Origin of the sequence: Cupriavidus numazuensis (genome assembly GCF_905397435.1) — a bacterium.
Classification (GTDB): Bacteria; Pseudomonadota; Gammaproteobacteria; order Burkholderiales; family Burkholderiaceae; genus Cupriavidus; species Cupriavidus numazuensis.
This window is the reverse complement of record NZ_CAJPVI010000009.1, coordinates 103,308-121,465: the sequence shown is the minus strand read 5'-3', so window position 1 is coordinate 121,465 and position 18,158 is coordinate 103,308. Positions and strand designations below refer to the sequence as shown.

The following is an 18,158-nucleotide window of genomic DNA, read 5'->3' as shown; positions in this document are numbered from 1 at the left end:
GATGAAGAAAAATAGCGTCAAGCATTATAGCCCAAGCCCTCAGCCAGAATCCGGCGTGGGGGGAGTGCCGCCTGAACAGGTGCGCATCCAGGCATCCCAGACCGATAACGATGAAACCGACGACTTCGCTGACGAGGTGCCCGCAGCACCCCTAAACGACCTGTCGGTGCCTCTGACATTGGAAGTCGACAGCGCCGCACATGGCGAGCGGCTGGACAAGCTGCTTGCGCGGCACTTCAGCGAGTTTTCACGCAGCCGGCTGCAACAGTGGATCGAAAGCGGTGCGGTACGCGTCGACGGTGAAGTACGCCGGCCGCGCGACGCGGTGCAGATGGGAAACCGCATCGAGGTACAGCCGCAGGCTGCGCCGGAATCGCAGGCATTCGCCCCCGAAGACGTGCCGCTGGAGGTCGTGTACGAAGACGACGCGCTGCTGGTCATCGACAAGCCCGCCGGGCTGGTCGTGCACCCGGCAGCGGGCAACTGGAGCGGTACGGTCCTCAACGGGCTGCTGCATCGCGACCCGGCGGCGGCAGCGCTGCCACGCGCGGGCATCGTGCACCGGCTGGACAAAGAGACCTCGGGCCTGATGGTGGTCGCGCGCACGCTGACGGCACAAACCGACCTCGTGCGCCAGCTGCAGGCGCGCACCGTCAAGCGCACGTATCTCGCTCTGGTGTGGGGTCGTACGTACGAGGAGGGCACCATCGACGCCCCGATCGGCCGCGATCCGCGTGAGCGCACGCGCATGGCCATCGTTCACACCAACAGCGGCAAGCCCTCGCGCACGCACTTCCGCACGCTGGCCACGGTGCCGCTCGGGCGCAGTTTCGTGTCGATGGTGCGCTGCCAGCTCGAAACCGGGCGCACACACCAGATCCGCGTGCACTTCGAATCGATCGGCCATCCGCTGGTGGGCGATCCGGTCTACTACCGCGCGACGCAACGCGGGCAGCGGCCCGCCGTGCGCGTGACGTTACCGGTGCCGTTCGAGCGGCAGGCACTGCATGCGTTCAAGCTGGGGTTGGTGCACCCGGTCACTGGCAAGTCCGTGTCGTGGACCGCGCCGCCGCCGGAAGACCTCCAGGCGCTGATCGATGCGCTCGATTTCTCCGCCGGTGAAACCGAAGCCGATGAGGACGACTGGGACGAGGACTGGGAAGACGGCCCCGAAGTCATCTGGGCCGACGGGGAGGGTGACGATGACGACTGACACCGCGTGGCTGCGGCCCGACTGGCCGGCTCCTGCCTCGGTGCGCGCGTTGTCCACGACGCGTGCGGGTGGCGTGAGCCGTGGTCCGTACGGGCTCGATGGCGGCGCACCAGGCGGCCTGAACCTCGGCACGCATGTCGGGGATGACCCGTTGCTCGTCGCGGAAAATCGGGCGAAGCTCGCCGCGCATCTACCTGCCATGCCGTTGTGGCTCGAGCAGGTACATGGCTGCGCCGTGGCCACGGTGGACCATCTTGCGGAACCGGGTGTGGTGCCGCGTGCGGATGCAAGTGTGGCCATGGTGCCCGGACAGGTGTGCGCAATCATGACGGCGGACTGCCTACCTGTGCTGCTATGCGATACGGAAGGGACCGTTGTCGGCGCCGCGCATGCGGGATGGCGCGGCCTGTGCAACGGTGTCATCGAAGCCGCGCTGGCACGCATGCAGGCGGCACGCGGCAAGCCGTCGACGCGCTGGCTCGCGTGGCTGGGTCCCGCTATCGGGCCCGGTGCGTTCGAAGTCGGTGCCGAAGTCCGCGAGGCCTTCCTCGCGCAGGCGCGTGCCGGCGAGCATGCGGCGGTCGAAGCAGCCTTTCGACCTGGCGCTGAGGGCAAGTACTTGGCCGACATCTATGCGCTGGCCCGCACGCGCCTCGCCCGCGCAGGCTGCACCGATATCTACGGCGGCGATGCGTGCACCGTATCCGAGCCGCAGCGGTTCTACTCGTATCGGCGCGACGGTGTCACAGGCCGCATGGCCAGTCTCGTCTGGCTCGAAAGCTGAGCCAGTTGCGGGCCCGTCACTGCGGTCCGCTTTCGCCAGCTTTGGCGTTTTCCTCCGTGCGCGCGCGATCTGCGCGCGCTTCCTCCGCTTTGCGGCGCTGTCGCCTGCCGGGCGTTCCCATGATGTAGAGCACCAGCGCGACCGGCGCAGCGCCATAGAGCAGGAACGTGGCCACACCGGCAACGACGTTGTGCTCGGTGATTGCCATCATCAGTGCCACATAGAGCCATCCAATGGCTACGATGTACATGAAACTTTCATCCTTCGCAGGTAGGCTTTCGCGCTGGTGTTCAGCCCCGCGGGTCCGCTACCGTGGGGTAGGTTTTCCGGGCCGGTGCGCCGACGCGGTTTTCTGCATTGACAGCGCGTACATTGCAAGGCAACAATGACCTCGAATGTTGCGGAATCCCAATAGATTCCTTTGTTTTGCCGGCAAGCATACCGCATGGCGCTGCCAGCCAGATTGCGGTGCGAACCGGACGGGGGACGTTATCCAGATGGAAGGGATAGCTGCAAGCTGCAGTCCTGGGCGCCTTGGTCGGAGGCGTCGCGCCAGGTCCATCCGGATTGCGTCTCCAGATGCATAAGTGCCGGCCAGGGCAATGTCCCGGAGCCGGTCTGACATAGTGACGGCAGAGAGACAATTACATCATGGCGACCGGCAAAGGTGCGGCAGCTTCCTCAACGGAAGGCAAGTCCCAACCGTTCATGTTCCCGCCGGGGCCATTGGATCCAGCAACGTGGCTGGAGTGGTCCCGTCAGTGGCAAGGCCCTGAGGGCAACGGCGGCACGATCCCCGGTGGTTTTCCGGGTTTCGAGGCCTTCGCGGCTAGCCCGCTTGCGGGCGTCAAGATCGACCCGGCCCAGCTCGCGGAAATCCAGCAGCGCTACATGCGCGACTTCACGGAACTGTGGCGCGGCCTGGCGGGTGGCGATACCGAATCCGCGGGCAAGCTCCACGATCGGCGCTTTGCCAGCGAGGCCTGGCACAAGAACGCGCCGTACCGCTACACCGCGGCGTTCTACCTGCTCAATGCGCGCGCCCTGACGGAACTGGCCGAGGCCGTCGAGGCGGATCCCAAGACCCGCCAGCGTATCCGCTTCGCCGTGTCGCAATGGGTCGATGCGATGTCGCCGGCCAATTTCCTGGCGACGAATCCCGATGCCCAGAACCGCTTGATCGAGTCGCGCGGGGAATCGCTGCGTGCCGGCATGCGGAACATGCTCGAGGACCTGACGCGCGGCAAGATTTCGCAGACCGACGAGACCGCATTCGAAGTCGGCCGCAACATGGCCGTCACCGAAGGCGCGGTGGTCTTCGAAAACGAATTCTTCCAGCTGCTGCAATACAAGCCGCTGACGGACAAGGTCTATACGCGTCCGCTGCTGCTGGTGCCGCCTTGCATCAACAAGTTCTACATCCTCGACCTGCAGCCGGAAGGCTCGCTGGTGCGGTACGCTGTGGAGCAGGGCCATACCGTGTTCCTGGTGTCGTGGCGCAACCCGGATGCCAGCATGGCGGGATGCACGTGGGATGACTACATCGAGAACGCGGCCATCCGCGCCATCGAAGTGGTGCGCGATATCAGCGGCCAGGACAAGATCAACACGCTTGGCTTCTGCGTGGGTGGGACCATCATTTCGACCGCGCTGGCCGTGCTGGCCGCGCGTGGCGAACACCCGGTGGCCAGCCTGACGCTGCTGACCACGCTGCTGGACTTCACCGATACCGGCATCCTTGACGTATTCGTCGACGAGCCCCACGTGCAGTTGCGCGAAGCCACGCTCGGCGGCGCGTCTGGCGGGTTGCTGCGCGGCGTGGAACTGGCCAATACGTTCTCGTTCCTGCGCCCGAACGACCTGGTCTGGAACTACGTGGTCGACAACTACCTGAAGGGCAACACGCCGGTGCCGTTCGACCTGCTGTTCTGGAACGGCGACGCCACCAACCTGCCGGGGCCGTGGTATTGCTGGTACCTGCGCCACACCTATCTGCAGAACGAGCTGAAGGAGCCGGGCAAGCTGACCGTGTGCAACGAGCCGGTCGACCTTAGCGCCATCAACGTGCCGACCTATATCTACGGCTCGCGCGAGGACCACATCGTGCCGTGGACGGCCGCGTATGCGTCGACCACCTTGCTCAAGAACGACCTGCGCTTCGTGCTCGGCGCGTCGGGGCACATTGCCGGTGTCATCAACCCGCCCGCCAAGAAAAAGCGCAGCCACTGGACCAACGATGCGCTGCCGGAATCGGCGCAAGACTGGCTGGCCGGTGCCGAGGAACACCATGGCAGCTGGTGGCCGGACTGGATGACGTGGCTGGGCAAGCAGGCCGGCGCCAAGCGTGCCGCACCGACCGAATACGGCAGCAAGCGTTACGCTGCCATCGAACCCGCGCCGGGCCGTTACGTCAAGGCCAAGGCATGACTCTTGCGAGCGGTCCCGCTATTCCGGGACCTGCCCGCTGACCCCCAAGATATTCATTGAGAGGACTCCAAATGACCGATATCGTCATCGTTTCCGCCGCCCGTACCGCCGTTGGCAAGTTTGGCGGTTCGCTCGCGAAGATTCCCGCCCCGGAACTGGGCGCGATTGCCATCAAGGCCGCACTGGAGCGTGCAGGCGTGAAGCCGGAACAGGTCAGCGAAGTGATCATGGGCCAGGTGCTCACGGCCGGTTCGGGCCAGAACCCGGCGCGCCAGGCATCCATCAAGGCGGGCCTGCCGTCGTCGGTGCCGGCCATGACCATCAACAAGGTGTGCGGCTCGGGCCTGAAGGCCGTGATGCTGGCCGCCAACGCCATCCTCGCCGGCGAAGCCGAGATCGTCGTGGCCGGTGGTCAGGAGAACATGAGCGCAGCACCGCACGTGCTGCCGGGCTCGCGCGATGGCTTCCGCATGGGCGACGCCAAGCTGGTCGACACGATGATCGTCGACGGCCTGTGGGACGTGTACAACCAGTACCACATGGGCATCACCGCGGAAAACGTGGCCAAGGAGTATGGCATCACGCGCGAAGCGCAGGACGAGTTCGCCGTGGCCTCGCAAAACAAGGCCGAAGCTGCGCAGAAGGCCGGCAAGTTCGATGATGAAATCGTCCCGGTGTTGATTCCGCAGCGCAAGGGTGACCCGGTGGCGTTCAAGACGGATGAGTTCGTCCGACAGGGCGCCACGATGGACAGCATGTCCGGCCTGAAGCCCGCCTTCGATAAGGCCGGCACGGTGACCGCGGCCAATGCCTCGGGCATCAACGACGGTGCTGCCGCAGTGGTGGTGATGTCGGCCGCCAAGGCCAAGGAACTGGGCCTGACCCCGCTGGCCACGATCAAGGCCTACGCCAATGCCGGCGTGGACCCGAAGGTCATGGGCATGGGCCCGGTGCCGGCATCCAAGCGCTGCCTGTCGCGTGCAGGCTGGGGCGTGGGCGACCTGGACCTGATGGAAATCAACGAAGCCTTCGCCGCGCAGGCTCTGGCCGTGCACCAGCAGATGGGCTGGGACACGTCCAAGGTCAACGTGAACGGCGGCGCCATTGCCATCGGTCACCCGATCGGTGCGTCGGGCTGCCGTATCCTGGTGACGCTGCTGCATGAGATGAAGCGCCGCGACGCGAAGAAGGGGCTCGCCTCGCTGTGTATCGGTGGCGGCATGGGTGTGGCGCTGGCAGTCGAGCGCAATTAATTGATGGGATGTGCCTGGCCGCGCAGCCATTTGCGTGGTCAGGCGAAGATAACGAAGAGCCAATCAAGGAGCAGACATGACTCAGCGCATTGCATATGTGACCGGCGGTATGGGCGGCATCGGAACCGCGATCTGCCAACGTCTCGCCAAGGATGGCTTTCGCGTGGTAGCGGGCTGCGGCCCGAACTCGCCGCGCCGCGAGCGGTGGATCGAGCAGCAGAAGGCGCTCGGTTTCGACTTCGTTGCCTCCGAGGGCAACGTGGCCGACTGGGACTCGACCAAGACTGCGTTCGACAAGGTCAAGGCCGAAGTCGGCGAGGTCGATGTGCTGATCAACAATGCGGGCATCACGCGTGACGTGGTGTTCCGCAAGATGACGCGCGCCGACTGGGACGCGGTGATCGACACCAACCTGACCTCGCTGTTCAACGTGACCAAGCAGGTCATCGACGGCATGGTCGATCGTGGCTGGGGCCGCATCGTCAATATCTCGTCGGTGAACGGGCAGAAGGGCCAGTTCGGCCAGACCAACTACTCCACCGCCAAGGCCGGCCTGCACGGCTTCACCATGGCTCTGGCACAGGAAGTGGCGACGAAGGGTGTGACGGTGAACACGGTTTCGCCGGGCTACATTGCCACCGACATGGTCAAGTCCATCCGCCAGGACGTGCTGGACAAGATCGTCGGCACCATCCCGGTCAAGCGCCTGGGTGAGCCGTCGGAAATCGCGTCCATCTGCGCGTGGCTGTCGTCCGAGGAATCGGGCTTCTCCACCGGTGCGGACTTCTCGCTGAACGGCGGCCTGCACATGGGCTGATCGACGCTGCGTGCTGCGCGGGCGCACGGTTTTTGCGGTGCAGCCAGCGCGGCGCACAAGCGGTTTGCGTGGACGTTTTGCGGGCCCTTCGGGGCCCGCAATCCATTTGTGCGTGCGGGTTTTCCTTAAGCCGCCTGTCTTTCCTTAGTGCTTTGTTGGGCATAGAATCAGGGCAGCGGTACGACCGGCACCATTGTCGTGCGTCGTGCAGCCTTCGCGGGGGCGAGGGCGATGTGCAGTTGGCGGCAATGTCACCGAGTGCGCACATAGTAACTTTTCAAGACCTTTCTGAATGGCCCGGCACTACCGGTTTGCGCACTGCACCGCATGCGGTGCAGCAGCGCCCATCAGCGACCACAAGAGGACAGAGCACCGATGGCCACGAGTAAAAAAGGCGCAGAGCGGTTGATCAAGAAATATCCGAATCGCAGGCTCTACGACACCCAGACCAGCACCTACATCACGCTGGCCGACGTGAAGCAACTGGTCATGGATTCCGAGGAATTCAAGGTCGTCGATGCCAAGTCCGGTGATGAACTCACGCGCAGCATCCTGCTGCAGATCATCCTGGAAGAAGAAACCGGCGGCGTGCCGATGTTCTCGAGCGCGATGCTGTCGCAGATCATCCGCTTCTACGGCCATGCCATGCAGGGCATGATGGGGACTTACCTGGAAAAGAACATCCAGGCCTTCATCGACATCCAGAACAAGCTGGCCGAGAACTCCAAGGGCCTGTATTCCGGCGAGGCCTTCAGCCCTGACATGTGGTCCCAGTTCATGAACATGCAGGGGCCGATGATGCAGGGCATGATGAGCAACTACATCGAGCAGAGCAAGAACCTGTTCGTGCAGATGCAAGAGCAGATGCAGAACCAGGCCAAGAATATGTTCGGGACGTTCCCGTTCAACCAGCCGGACAAGAAGTAAGACATAGCGGTGGCGGACCGCCCGGTCCGTCATCTTGCCACCCGCGACCCTCGCGCAATTCGGGTGTTCTGCGGGGCGGCGCCCAAGCAGGTAAAATGCGCCCCTTCTGAACTGGCGGCTCATCTTGCGGACTCGCCTGCAGCGCGATTTCCCCATGCCTTCCAGCTTCCCCTGTTCCAATCTGCCTGCCTCTGATTCCGGCGCATCCGCGCTGGTTCGGTTGTGACCATGAGCCGGCTGTTCCTCGCCCCGATGGAGGGGCTCGCCGACTATGTGCTGCGCGACGTGCTGACCGGCCTGGGAGGCTATGACGGTTGCGTGTCCGAGTTCGTGCGGGTGACGGGCTCGCTGCTTCCGCCGCGCGTCTACGAGCGCGATACCCCCGAGATCCTGCTGGGCGGCCATACGCCGAGCGGCACGCCGATGGTGATCCAGTTGCTCGGCAGTGATCCCGAGTGGCTGGCACGCAATGCGAGTTATGCGGCGACCCTGTCGCCGCATGGCATCGACCTGAACTTCGGTTGTCCGGCCAAGGTCGTTAACCGGCACGGCGGCGGTGCGATGCTGCTGGCGCATCCCGAGCAGTTGCATGACATCGTTTCCGCAGTGCGCGAGGCGGTCCCGGCACATATCCCGGTCACAGCCAAGATGCGGCTTGGGGTTTCGGATACCGCCCTGGCGCTCGACTGTGCCACGGCGCTGGCGGAGGGCGGGGCGGCGTCGCTGGTGGTGCACGCCCGCACGCGTGATCACGGCTACCGGCCACCGGCGCACTGGGAATGGATCGCTCGCATCGCCGACACTGTCGATATCCCCGTCATTGCCAACGGCGATGTTTGGTCCGTTGCTGATTGGGAGCGTTGCCGCGCGGTTAGTGGCTGCGCCGATGTGATGATCGGGCGCGGCGCGGTATCGGATCCCTTCCTGGCGCTGCGCATCCGAGGCCTGATGGACAGCACGCCATCGGATGCCGATTGGCCGCTGGTGCTGCAGCAGATTGCGGCTTACCTCAGGAAGCTGCATGACCGGATCTCTTCCTGCCATGAGCATGGACGGGTGAAATTGTGGCTCAGCTACCTCAAGCGGACCTGGCCGCAAGCCACGGTGCTGCACGATGCCATCCGCAGGATCCAGGATTCGGCGCAGATCGCCCAGGTGTTGCAGAGTGCCTCTGATGCCACGCCGGGGCTGGCTCCAGCATAGCGTCCGGGTCTCAAGTCCTGCCGTGTGTCGCCTCAGGCGCCGTTTGATCGCGGCAAACGGTTAAAATATCGGGTTACTTGCAGCGCCTGGCGGCCTTGCCCGACATCCGTCGGGATAACCCGATATACTCCGCCCCGCTTGCCCCACATTCGCATTCCCCGTGAAAAATCCTTCCGAATCAATGACCCAGAAAGACCAAAGCCCGCGTGTGGGTTTCGTTTCGCTTGGCTGCCCCAAGGCTTTGGTCGACTCCGAGCAGATCATCACCCAGCTGCGCGCCGAGGGTTACGCGATCAGCGGTACCTATGACGGTGCCGACCTGGTCGTGGTCAACACCTGCGGCTTCATCGACGAAGCCGTGCAGGAGAGCCTCGACGCGATTGGCGAGGCGCTGACCGAGAATGGCAAGGTCATCGTGACCGGCTGCCTGGGGGCGAAGAAGGATGCGGCGGGGCACGACATCGTGTCGTCGGTGCACCCGAAGGTGCTGGCCGTGACCGGCCCGCACGCGCTCGGCGAAGTGATGCAGGCGGTGCACACGCATCTGCCCAAGCCGCATGACCCGTTCACCGACCTGGTGCCGGCGGCGGGCATCAAGCTGACGCCCAAGCACTACGCCTACCTGAAGATTTCCGAAGGCTGCAATCACCGCTGCTCGTTCTGCATCATCCCGTCGATGCGTGGCGACCTGGTGTCGCGTCCAGTCGCCGAAGTCATGCTGGAAGCCGAGAACCTGTTCAAGGCCGGCGTCAAGGAACTGCTGGTGATCTCGCAGGACACCAGCGCGTACGGCGTGGACGTGAAGTACCGTACCGGCTTCTGGAACGGCCGTCCGCTCAAGACCCGCATGACCGAACTGGTTGCGGCGCTGGGCGAACTGGCGGCCCAGTACGGTGCGTGGGTGCGTCTGCACTACGTGTACCCGTACCCGCACGTCGACGAGATCATCCCGCTGATGAACGGCGGCCATGTACTGCCGTACCTGGATGTGCCGCTGCAGCACGCGCACCCGGATGTGCTCAAGCGCATGAAGCGTCCGGCCAATGCCGAGAAGACACTGGACCGCATCCGCGCCTGGCGCGAGGTGTGCCCGGACCTGACGATCCGCAGCACCTTCATTGCCGGCTTCCCCGGCGAGACCGAGGCAGAGTTCCAGACGCTGCTCGACTTCATCGCCGAAGCCGAACTCGACCGCGTGGGCTGCTTTGCCTATTCCCCGGTGGAAGGCGCCACGGCTAACGACCTGCCGGGCGCCTTGCCCGATGAAGTCCGCGAGGAACGCCGCGCGCGCTTCATGGAGGTGGCCGAGGAAGTCTCCGCACGCCGCCTGCAGCGCAAGGTTGGCCAGACCCTGCGCGTGCTGATCGACGAGGTGAACCAGGACGGCGGCATCGGCCGCTCTTCGGCGGATGCACCGGAAATCGACGGCCTGGTCTATATCGCGCCGCCGGCCAAGCCGTCGCAGCGCTATCGCGCAGGGGATTTCGTTCAGGTGAAGATCACTGGCGCTGATGGTCACGACCTGTGGGGCGAGCTCTGATGCAGGCTTCTGCTGCCCTTAAGTAAAAGTACGACCGTTCGATTCCGTCGCGATGCCGCTATACTGTGCACCGCAACATAACCTCATGGAGACGAAGCATGACGCGTGAAGTCGTGGTAGTGAGTGGTGTACGTACGGCAATCGGCACTTTCGGCGGCAGCCTGAAGGACATGGCACCCACCCAGCTGGGTGCACTGGTGGTGCGCGAGGCGCTGGCCCGCGCTCAGGTGTCGGGCGACGATGTTGGTCACGTGGTGTTCGGTAACGTGATTCAGACCGAGCCGCGCGACATGTATCTGGGCCGCGTGGCGGCCGTCGATGGCGGTGTGACGATCAACGCACCTGCGCTGACCGTGAACCGCCTGTGCGGCTCGGGCCTGCAGGCCATCGTCAGCGCCGCGCAGACCATTCTGCTCGGCGACGCTGACATCGCCATTGGCGGCGGTGCGGAAAGCATGAGCCGCGCGCCGTACCTGGCGCCCGCAGCCCGCTGGGGCGCGCGCATGGGCGATGCCACCATGGTCGACATGATGCTCGGCGCGCTGCATGACCCGTTCCACCGCATCCACATGGGTGTCACGGCCGAGAACGTGGCCAAGGAATACGACATCACGCGCAGCCAGCAGGACGAGGCCGCGCTGGAGTCGCACCGCCGCGCGTCGGCCGCGATCAAGGCCGGTTACTTCAAGGACCAGATCGTTCCGGTGACGCTCAAGAGCCGCAAGGGCGAGGTGAGCTTCGACACCGACGAGCACGTGCGCCACGACGCCACGATTGACGACATGACCAAGCTCAAGCCGGTCTTCGTCAAGGAAAACGGCACCGTGACCGCGGGCAATGCCTCCGGCCTGAATGACGCCGCTGCCGCGGTCGTGCTGATGGAGCGCGCCGAAGCCGAGCGCCGCGGCCTGAAGCCGCTGGCTCGCCTGGTGTCGTATGGCCACGCTGGCGTGGATCCGAAGACCATGGGTATCGGCCCGGTGCCGGCGACCAAGAAGGCGCTGGAGCGCGCTGGCCTGTCGGTCTCCGACCTGGACGTGATCGAAGCCAACGAAGCGTTTGCTGCACAGGCTTGCGCAGTGACCAAGGCGCTGGGCCTGGATCCGGCCAAGGTCAATCCGAACGGTTCCGGCATCTCGCTTGGCCACCCGATCGGTGCCACCGGCGCGCTGATCACGGTCAAGGCGTTGCATGAGCTGCAGCGCGTGCAGGGCCGCTATGCGCTGGTGACGATGTGCATCGGCGGCGGCCAGGGCATCGCTGCTATCTTCGAGCGCATCTGAGTCTTGTTGATGCGTCGTCGCACCCCGTTGCAGCGCCTTTCGCTCGTCAGCCTGGCTGCCGCGCTGGCGCTTGCGGGGGCGATGCCGGCGCGGGCCGCCGATGACAACGTGTTGTCGACCGGCCCGGCTGCCACGGCAGGCGACCTCGGCCTGAACGAGGCGATCCGCGAAGGCGAGGCGCGCCGCAACACGGCGCCGTCCGCCGGCGCGACTGCGGGGCTACTGACGCCCCGGCAGGAATTCGCGAAGCTTCCCGTCTACGTAGGCAAGGTCGGCGACAAGCCGGTGCGTCTGCGCATTGGCCCCAAGCCCGACGAGCGCGACAGCCTGCGCGGCGAATATACGGCCGACGGCGTGCCTGGCGTGCGGCTGCTGGCGGGCGAGTGGGAGGACGGCAGCTTCCTGATGGAAGAGTCCGACGACGGCACCCGTGTCTCCGGCAACTGGGAAGGCACCATCGACGCCAGCGGCGCCGTGCACGGCACCTGGACCGATGCGTTCAATCCGGCCAACGTACTGCCATTCGTCATCCGTCCGCTCGGCAGCGTGCGGGTCATTCCTCCCTTCGACACGGCACCCGGCAGCAGCGTCACGTACGCGCCTGCGCCGCAAACGTCATCGATCCGCGGCTGGTAAGCCCGGCCGCCGGTGGCGCGGCCGCCATTTGCTGGTAAGCTCGGACGTATATCGCGTCTCTTTCATGCCTGCCGCGCAACCCGGCGGGACATGCCAGCCTCCAAGGAATCCGCCGTGTCCGATCCCACTTCCGGCAAGCCCGCGTCGGGCTCCGCCAGCCATTACATCCAGACCGTTGCCGTCCAGCCCGAGCTGGACATCGCACCCGGCTTCGACTCGTTTTCGCCCGCCACGCATCGCGGCTCCACCGTCGTCTTCCGCAACCTGGCGGAACTGCGCGCCTATGGCGATCGGGGCACCACATACTGGCGCTATGGCCTGCATGCCACGCCCACCAGCGAAGCGCTGTGCCAGCACCTGGCGCTGCTCGAAGGCGCGCAGCACACGCTGCTGCTGCCGTCCGGGCTGGCCGCCATCTCGCTGGTCTACTTCGCGCTGCTCAAGAGCGGCGACGATGTGCTGGTGCCGGACAACGTCTATGGCCCGAACCGCGATCACGGCGAATGGCTCGCGCGCGATTTCGGCGTGACGGTGCGCTATTACGATCCGATGATCGGCGGCGGCATTGCCGGCATGATCCGCGCCAATACCCGCCTGATCTGGATGGAGTCGCCCGGCTCCGTGACGATGGAAGTGCCGGACAGCGACGCGATCGTTGCCGCGGCAAAGGCGCGCGGCGTGCTGACCGCCATCGACAACACCTGGTCAGCCGGTCTCTATTTCCGGCCGTTCGACAAGGGCATCGATATCTCCGTGCAGGCCCTGACCAAGTACCAGTCGGGCGGCAGCGATGTCCTGATGGGCGCCGTGCTGACGCGGGATGACGCCGTGCAGGCTCGCCTGAAGCGCGCGCGCATGCTGATGGGGTGGGGCGTGTCGGCCGACGATTGCCATCTCGTGCTGCGTTCGTTGCCGAGCCTGCCGGTGCGCCTGGCCGCGCACGACCGCGCCGCACGCGAGGTCGCGGAGTGGCTGCACCAGCGTCCGGAAGTCGTGCGGGTATTGCATCCCGCGCTGCCGGACTGCCCTGGCCACGCCTACTGGCGCCGCGACTTCACCGGCGCAAGCGGACTGTTTGCGATCATCCTGCACGAGAAATACTCGCGCGAGCAGGTCGACGCGTTCGTCGAAGCACTGCGGCTGTTCGCGATCGGCTGGTCGTGGGGCGGTGCGCATAGCCTCGCCGTGCCATACCACGTACCGACGATGCGTCCGGCAGGCAGTTGGCCGCCAGCGGGCTGGCAGCATGCCGGCGAACTGGTGCGCCTCTATATTGGCCTCGAGGACACGCGCGACCTCATCGCCGATCTGCGCCAGGCGTTGGAGCAGGTACTGAAGCGCTGAGGTGCGCTAACTGGCTCGCAATGCGACGTTGAGCTGATCGACCACCTCGGCCCAATCGGCGTCGTCGGCAATCTCGTCACGCAGCATGGTTGCCTGTGCAGGCGTCCAGAACGACGCATCGGCGAGTTCTATGTCGCCAGGCAGCGGCGCGTGCGTCGCAATGAACTGGCGAATGCCGGATTCGTCGTCGGGCAGCCCCAACTGGGCAAACAGCTCGGAAAAGCGGTGGAAGGCCTGTTCCATGGTGAAGTGCTCCGCTTCGGGGTTGTTACCCAAGCCAGTCTAGAACTGATTCGGCAAAGAGGAAGCGGGCAGGCCTACTTGAACATGTCCAGCGTCTCACGGCCCATCTTCTTGCTGACCGAGACGCAGTCCTTGACACGCTCCGGCTTGCAAAGCACGGGCATCGACCATCCGCTCCACGTTTCCTCGGTTCCGATGAAACCGGGGTACAGCTCAAGCCCCGCCAGCGTGCCCTCCTGCAGCATTTTCCGCTGCAGCGCGAGGGACTTCAGGAACAGGTCGCTTTCTTCCTCGGGCGTACATTTCCGCTTCGTTCCCTGGGCGCAGGCCATGTAATCCTGCCGGTCATAGTGGTAGACGCCGCCGTAAATCCGGGCGTTGGGAAAGAGACGTTTTGCCTCCGCGACATAGTCGCGATATTTCTCCCAGTTTTCCCGGTAGTGGAGATACAGCGCAACCCGGTCGACGGCGTTTCTGGCTTCGGCTGGTACGGCGGCGATTTCCTTTCGATAGATCTGGTCCTCGTACAGCGTAATGCCGAAATTGAGCTTCGGATTCCGCGACTTCGTCCTGTAAAGGAGATCCACCATATATGCCCCTTTGTCAGGGACATCGATCTTCAGAAGGAATTCGAGGAAGTCATCGATGCCAAGCTCGCGGAACTGGGGAATTTGCAGGGACCGCAGCGAATATTCGCCGGCCCGCTGCAGGACCAGATGTGCATTGTTCGGCTTGGAGACAGCGATAGCGAAGTATTTGAGGTGCGGCCGGGGCTTGTACACCGACAGGCATGATCGGGGGTCATCCGAGCATCCTATGCGCAGGGATGTGACGTAAGAAGCCGAATCGGGAGTTGGCTCCAGGCCCCACGCCATAATGTCGTAGTCGGCGGCGTGAGCGAAAAGCGGCACGAGCGAAAGTGCCGCCGCAAGGAAAGTCCTGGCCCACGTTCTCATATTCGATTTCCTTGAAAGTCGCCGCCACAGGGCAGGGGAGCAGCAATGTCCCGGCGCAACAGGCATGCCATTTCATGCCCGGCCATTCTTGCCATTCCCGATCCATCGAGGAATCGACCAAAGGGATGAATACTTTCAGCGGAGCGGGGCTGGCGGGGCGCCTCAGGGGACGCCACGCCAGCCTGGCTCAGGACGCGTCCGCGCGCGAAGCGTCTGTCCCAGTCATGCGGGTTGCGGAGGCGCTTTGCGTACTGCGCAGTGCCCATACCGATTCGGCCGGGCCATTGCGCGCGCGGCGCTGGGTGGCGCGCGCGAGCACCAGGAAGCCGAAGGCCAGCGCCATGGCGCCGATGTCGAAGCCGGCGACGATCCAATGCCCGCTCGGGATCGAGCGCAGCAGGTGGTCGCCGGTCAGGATGGCGTTGCCAAGCGGGACGGTCAGCGCTGCAAATGCAGCCGCATAAAGCAGCTCGATGGCAGCGCGTACGGGCGGTCGCAGCAGCGCCCACGCGCATGCTGCGAAGAAAACCGGGAAGTAGGTGTAGCTGACTGCGCGCCCCGGCCACAGCAAGGCTGCGGGGAAGCACAGCGCCACGCCGATGCAGCAGCCGATGCAGACGCCGACCGTGGCCTGCGCCAGCAATCGATGGACACGCGGCTGTTCCGCCTGGCGCGCCTTGCGGCGCGATTCGATCCACAGCAGGTTGCCCGAGTAGAACAGGAACGCGCCCGCCAGGCCGGCCAGCACGTAGCCGAACCGCAGGGGCAGTTCGCCGTAGGTGCCGAAATGCAGCGCGAACAGGGCACTGTAGAGGCCGTGGTTGCCGTCGCGGCCACCCGCGGCCTGGTTGGCGATCACCGTGCCGGTGCTGGCTTCGCCGGAGGCCGCGTGGATGCCGACAGCGCCGAGGTTGCCGAGCGCGCGGGAGCTCGTGCCACGTACTTCCACGACAGCATTGGCGTCGCCGTAGCGCTGGTAACGGAACGATTCGGCGGCAAATCGCTCGCCGGCCGCGTTCTCTGCAATGCGGATCAGTTCTGCCGCGGGCAGTGTGGGCGCTGCGCGGCCGGCGGCCGTGACTTCAGGTACCGCGGTGGTCAGGCGTGGGACCACGGGGAACAGCTTGCCGTCGAAGGTCAGCGTGTTGAAGACCATCAGCAGGACCAGCGACAGGCAGAACAGTGCGCCGGTGATCGCGATCACCAGGTGGAACGGCAGGCTGAACAGGCCGATCACGTTGTGCGCGTCCATCCAGAAGCGCTTGAGGTTGCGCCCTGGCCGCACGGCGAACAGGTCTTTCTTCAGGCGGGGCAGATGCAGCAGTACGCCGGACACCAGCGCCAGTCCGTACAGCACCGAGATTGCACCCATGAAATAGATGCCGACTTCCGGAATGCCGAGCGAGTAGTGCAGGCTGTTCAGGAACGCCGACAACTCGCCGGCAACCTGGTCGCGCGAGGTGTCCTGCTGCATGGCGCGGTCGCCGGCCAGGCGCTCGTCGGTGGTCATCTGCCACTCGCCTGCCTTGTCCTGCCAGTAGGCGGTGATATGCGGTTCCCCCGCCGAGGGCATGTAGACGTAGGCACTGGCGGCGGCTTCGGGATAGAGCGCGACCAGCTTGTGCATGAAGCGGTCCACGGCGGCAGGGTCGGCGGCTGCCTCGACCTTCGCATTGCCCTTTAGCCGATCAGGCGATTGCCAGACGTGCAGTTCGTGATGGAACACCGTCACGGCGCCGGCAAAGAAGGCAATGAACAGGGCCCAGCCGGCCATCAGGCCAACCCAGGTGTGAAGCGTCTGGTACAGCCGAAGTGTGGTGGATTTCATGATGGCAACGTCAGGAAGCCGACAGCGAGACGAGGGCAGCCGAAGGCGCCAGGTGCAGCAGGCGCAACGCCCAGAGCAAGCCGAAGCACAGCAGGTTCGCACCCCCTAGCCATAGCCATGCCGCGCGGCTGGAGCGGAACAGCAGGCTGAAGCAGATGATCGCGACCCAGACCGGCAGGCAGGCCGTTACCGCGGCGATGACGCCGGCTTCCCAGCCGCCGGGCAAGCCAAGGATCGCCAGCGTGCACAGCGCGACGGCAAGCGGCAGCCCGAGCAGCGTGCCCGCTAGCCATTTCGTGCCCATGCCGTTCATGCCGCCTCCTTTGTGCCCGGACGTCTCTGGTCCACGTAGGTACCGATAAAAGGCCACACGGACAGTCCCGTCGGGATGATCGCGAAGGTCGCGGCAATTGCGACAGGCCAACTCTGCGCCACGCTCCACAGCCACGTGCTCAGAAGCGTCAGCGCGAGCCCAAGCCAGCCAAACAGGCTTGGCGCCGGACGCCCGATGGCGCCAGACGATCGTGCTGGTAGCAAGACCTGGTTTGGCGCCGCCAGATACAGGCAGGCGGCCGCAACGAGTCCAAGCAAGACCGCGAAGGCTTCCATAGGATTAAGCGGGTATTAAAAATGCAAGTATAAATGAGAATGATTAGTGTTTGTAACAACAAATCATTCGGGTCGCGCACTCTGGACAAGAGTGCTCACGATGGCGTCGTGGCGCAAAGGAGGGAAGCGGGAGGGCGGCAGACAGGCACGGATGGCCTGTCTGCGAGAGGGGAAATCAGTGGGGGAACAGCGCCAGCAGGCCGTCCAGCCCGACATGGTTGAAGGCAACGCTGGCCTGTGCGCGCACGACAGGCTTGGCGCGGAAGGCTACCGACAGGCCGGAAACTGCCATCATCTTGAGGTCGTTCGAGCCGTCACCCATCACGATGGCCTGGTCCGGCGTTGCGCCGATCTGCACGCAGACTTCCTGTACGGTACGTGCCTTCACATCGGCATTGACGATTTCGCCGACCACGTTGCCGGTCAGTTTGCCGTCGACGATTTCCAGCGTGTTGGCGCGCGTGACGTCCAGCTTCAGACGTGCCTTGAGCTTCTCGGTGAAATGCACAAAGCCGCCCGACACCAGCAGCGTGCGCAGGCCCAGCGCCTGCACGGTCTGCAGCATGCGCTCGGCACCCGGCGACAGGCGCAGGCGCTCTTCATAGACGCGGTCCAGCACGCTGGCGTCCAGCCCCTTCAGCAGGGCCACGCGGCGGCGCAGACTTTCGTTGAAGTCGGTGATCTCGCCGCGCATGGCCGCTTCGGTAATGGCGGAAACCTCGGCCTTCAGTCCGCAGAAATCGGCGATCTCGTCGATGCACTCGATCGTAATCAGCGTGGAATCCATGTCCATGGCCACCAGGCGGAAGTCCGACAGGCGGCGGCCGGCATGCACGACGGCCCAGTCGATCGCGCGCGGCCCGCAGTAGTCGTCCAGCGTGTCGCGCAGCGCCGGCGTGAGCGGGGCGCAGTCTTCGGCGGCTGCGACGGTTTCGCTGCGCAGCTCCGGCTCGGAAGCGCGGGCAAGCGTGCGGATGGCGGAAAGGTCGTCGGAAGCGAGCGGGCGGGTACTCTGGAGAATCAGGGGCATGGCAGCAGCAGGCGATCGGGCGGCGCACCGAGGAGGCGGGACGGCAAAGGCGACATTGTAATCGC

17 protein-coding genes are annotated in these 18,158 nt (G+C 64.9%); 11 read left to right on the top strand and 6 right to left on the bottom strand.

Annotated elements, in window-relative coordinates; genetic code table 11:
• Position 1 precedes the first annotated feature (1 nt).
• A complete protein-coding gene (locus tag KHO41_RS09500) occupies positions 2 to 1,213 on the top strand; it encodes an RluA family pseudouridine synthase (RefSeq protein ID WP_211953031.1) in 1,212 nt (403 codons plus the stop codon).
• Complete coding sequence (gene pgeF, locus KHO41_RS09495; protein ID WP_211953030.1) at positions 1,203 to 1,997, top strand: peptidoglycan editing factor PgeF; 795 nt, start codon at positions 1,203 to 1,205, stop codon at positions 1,995 to 1,997. Before KHO41_RS09500 ends, pgeF begins: the two co-directional genes overlap by 11 nt.
• Positions 1,998 to 2,013: 16 nt before the next feature.
• Here pgeF and KHO41_RS09490 read toward each other — a convergent pair whose 3' ends face one another.
• The gene (locus KHO41_RS09490) at positions 2,014 to 2,247 is read right to left on the bottom strand and encodes a hypothetical protein (RefSeq protein WP_211953029.1); all 234 of its coding nucleotides are present in this window, start codon (positions 2,245 to 2,247) and stop codon (positions 2,014 to 2,016) included.
• A gap of 401 nt (positions 2,248 to 2,648) precedes the next feature.
• Between KHO41_RS09490 and phaC the strand changes: the two genes are divergently transcribed.
• From phaC to KHO41_RS09445, 9 genes are all read left to right on the top strand, one after another.
• A complete protein-coding gene (phaC, locus tag KHO41_RS09485) occupies positions 2,649 to 4,424 on the top strand; it encodes a class I poly(R)-hydroxyalkanoic acid synthase (RefSeq protein WP_211953028.1) in 1,776 nt (591 codons plus the stop codon).
• A gap of 71 nt (positions 4,425 to 4,495) precedes the next feature.
• Positions 4,496 to 5,677, top strand: coding sequence for an acetyl-CoA C-acetyltransferase (locus KHO41_RS09480; RefSeq protein ID WP_211953027.1), 1,182 nt, complete (start codon positions 4,496 to 4,498; stop codon positions 5,675 to 5,677).
• Positions 5,678 to 5,753: 76 nt separating this feature from the next.
• Complete coding sequence (locus tag KHO41_RS09475) at positions 5,754 to 6,494, top strand: 3-ketoacyl-ACP reductase (RefSeq protein WP_211948059.1); 741 nt, start codon at positions 5,754 to 5,756, stop codon at positions 6,492 to 6,494.
• Positions 6,495 to 6,869: 375 nt separating this feature from the next.
• Positions 6,870 to 7,421 (top strand): polyhydroxyalkanoate synthesis repressor PhaR, encoded by a 552-nt coding sequence (gene phaR, locus KHO41_RS09470; RefSeq protein ID WP_211953026.1) that lies wholly within the window; start codon positions 6,870 to 6,872, stop codon positions 7,419 to 7,421.
• 228 nt (positions 7,422 to 7,649) lie between these two features.
• Entirely contained in the window at positions 7,650 to 8,624 is a 975-nt protein-coding gene (locus KHO41_RS09465; RefSeq protein ID WP_211953025.1) for a tRNA dihydrouridine synthase, read from the top strand.
• A gap of 181 nt (positions 8,625 to 8,805) precedes the next feature.
• Positions 8,806 to 10,164: a 30S ribosomal protein S12 methylthiotransferase RimO gene (rimO, locus tag KHO41_RS09460; protein WP_211953024.1), complete on the top strand. Its 1,359-nt coding sequence runs from the start codon at positions 8,806 to 8,808 to the stop codon at positions 10,162 to 10,164.
• A 98-nt stretch (positions 10,165 to 10,262) separates the two neighbouring features.
• Positions 10,263 to 11,447 carry a beta-ketothiolase BktB gene (gene bktB, locus KHO41_RS09455; protein ID WP_211953023.1) on the top strand — a complete coding sequence of 395 codons (1,185 nt, stop codon included), beginning with the start codon at positions 10,263 to 10,265 and terminating at the stop codon, positions 11,445 to 11,447.
• Between the two features lie 9 nt (positions 11,448 to 11,456).
• Entirely contained in the window at positions 11,457 to 12,083 is a 627-nt protein-coding gene (locus KHO41_RS09450; RefSeq protein WP_211953022.1) for a hypothetical protein, read from the top strand.
• Between the two features lie 114 nt (positions 12,084 to 12,197).
• On the top strand, positions 12,198 to 13,427 hold the full coding sequence (locus KHO41_RS09445; RefSeq protein WP_211953021.1) for a cystathionine beta-lyase: 1,230 nt from the start codon (positions 12,198 to 12,200) through the stop codon (positions 13,425 to 13,427).
• 6 nt (positions 13,428 to 13,433) lie between these two features.
• Here the strand turns inward: KHO41_RS09445 and KHO41_RS09440 are convergent, their stop codons facing one another.
• The 5 genes from KHO41_RS09440 to serB form a co-directional block, all read right to left on the bottom strand.
• Positions 13,434 to 13,670, bottom strand: a complete 237-nt coding sequence (locus KHO41_RS09440) for a DUF2789 domain-containing protein (RefSeq protein WP_211953020.1) — start codon at positions 13,668 to 13,670, stop codon at positions 13,434 to 13,436.
• 74 nt (positions 13,671 to 13,744) lie between these two features.
• Complete coding sequence (locus KHO41_RS09435) at positions 13,745 to 14,626, bottom strand: hypothetical protein (protein ID WP_211953019.1); 882 nt, start codon at positions 14,624 to 14,626, stop codon at positions 13,745 to 13,747.
• Positions 14,627 to 14,813: 187 nt separating this feature from the next.
• Positions 14,814 to 16,454 carry a PepSY-associated TM helix domain-containing protein gene (locus tag KHO41_RS09430; protein ID WP_211953018.1) on the bottom strand — a complete coding sequence of 547 codons (1,641 nt, stop codon included), beginning with the start codon at positions 16,452 to 16,454 and terminating at the stop codon, positions 14,814 to 14,816.
• A 10-nt stretch (positions 16,455 to 16,464) separates the two neighbouring features.
• Positions 16,465 to 16,758, bottom strand: coding sequence for a hypothetical protein (locus KHO41_RS09425; protein WP_211953082.1), 294 nt, complete (start codon positions 16,756 to 16,758; stop codon positions 16,465 to 16,467).
• A 480-nt stretch (positions 16,759 to 17,238) separates the two neighbouring features.
• Entirely contained in the window at positions 17,239 to 18,093 is an 855-nt protein-coding gene (gene serB, locus KHO41_RS09420) for a phosphoserine phosphatase SerB (RefSeq protein ID WP_211953017.1), read from the bottom strand.
• Between the last annotated feature and the right edge of the window lie 65 nt (positions 18,094 to 18,158).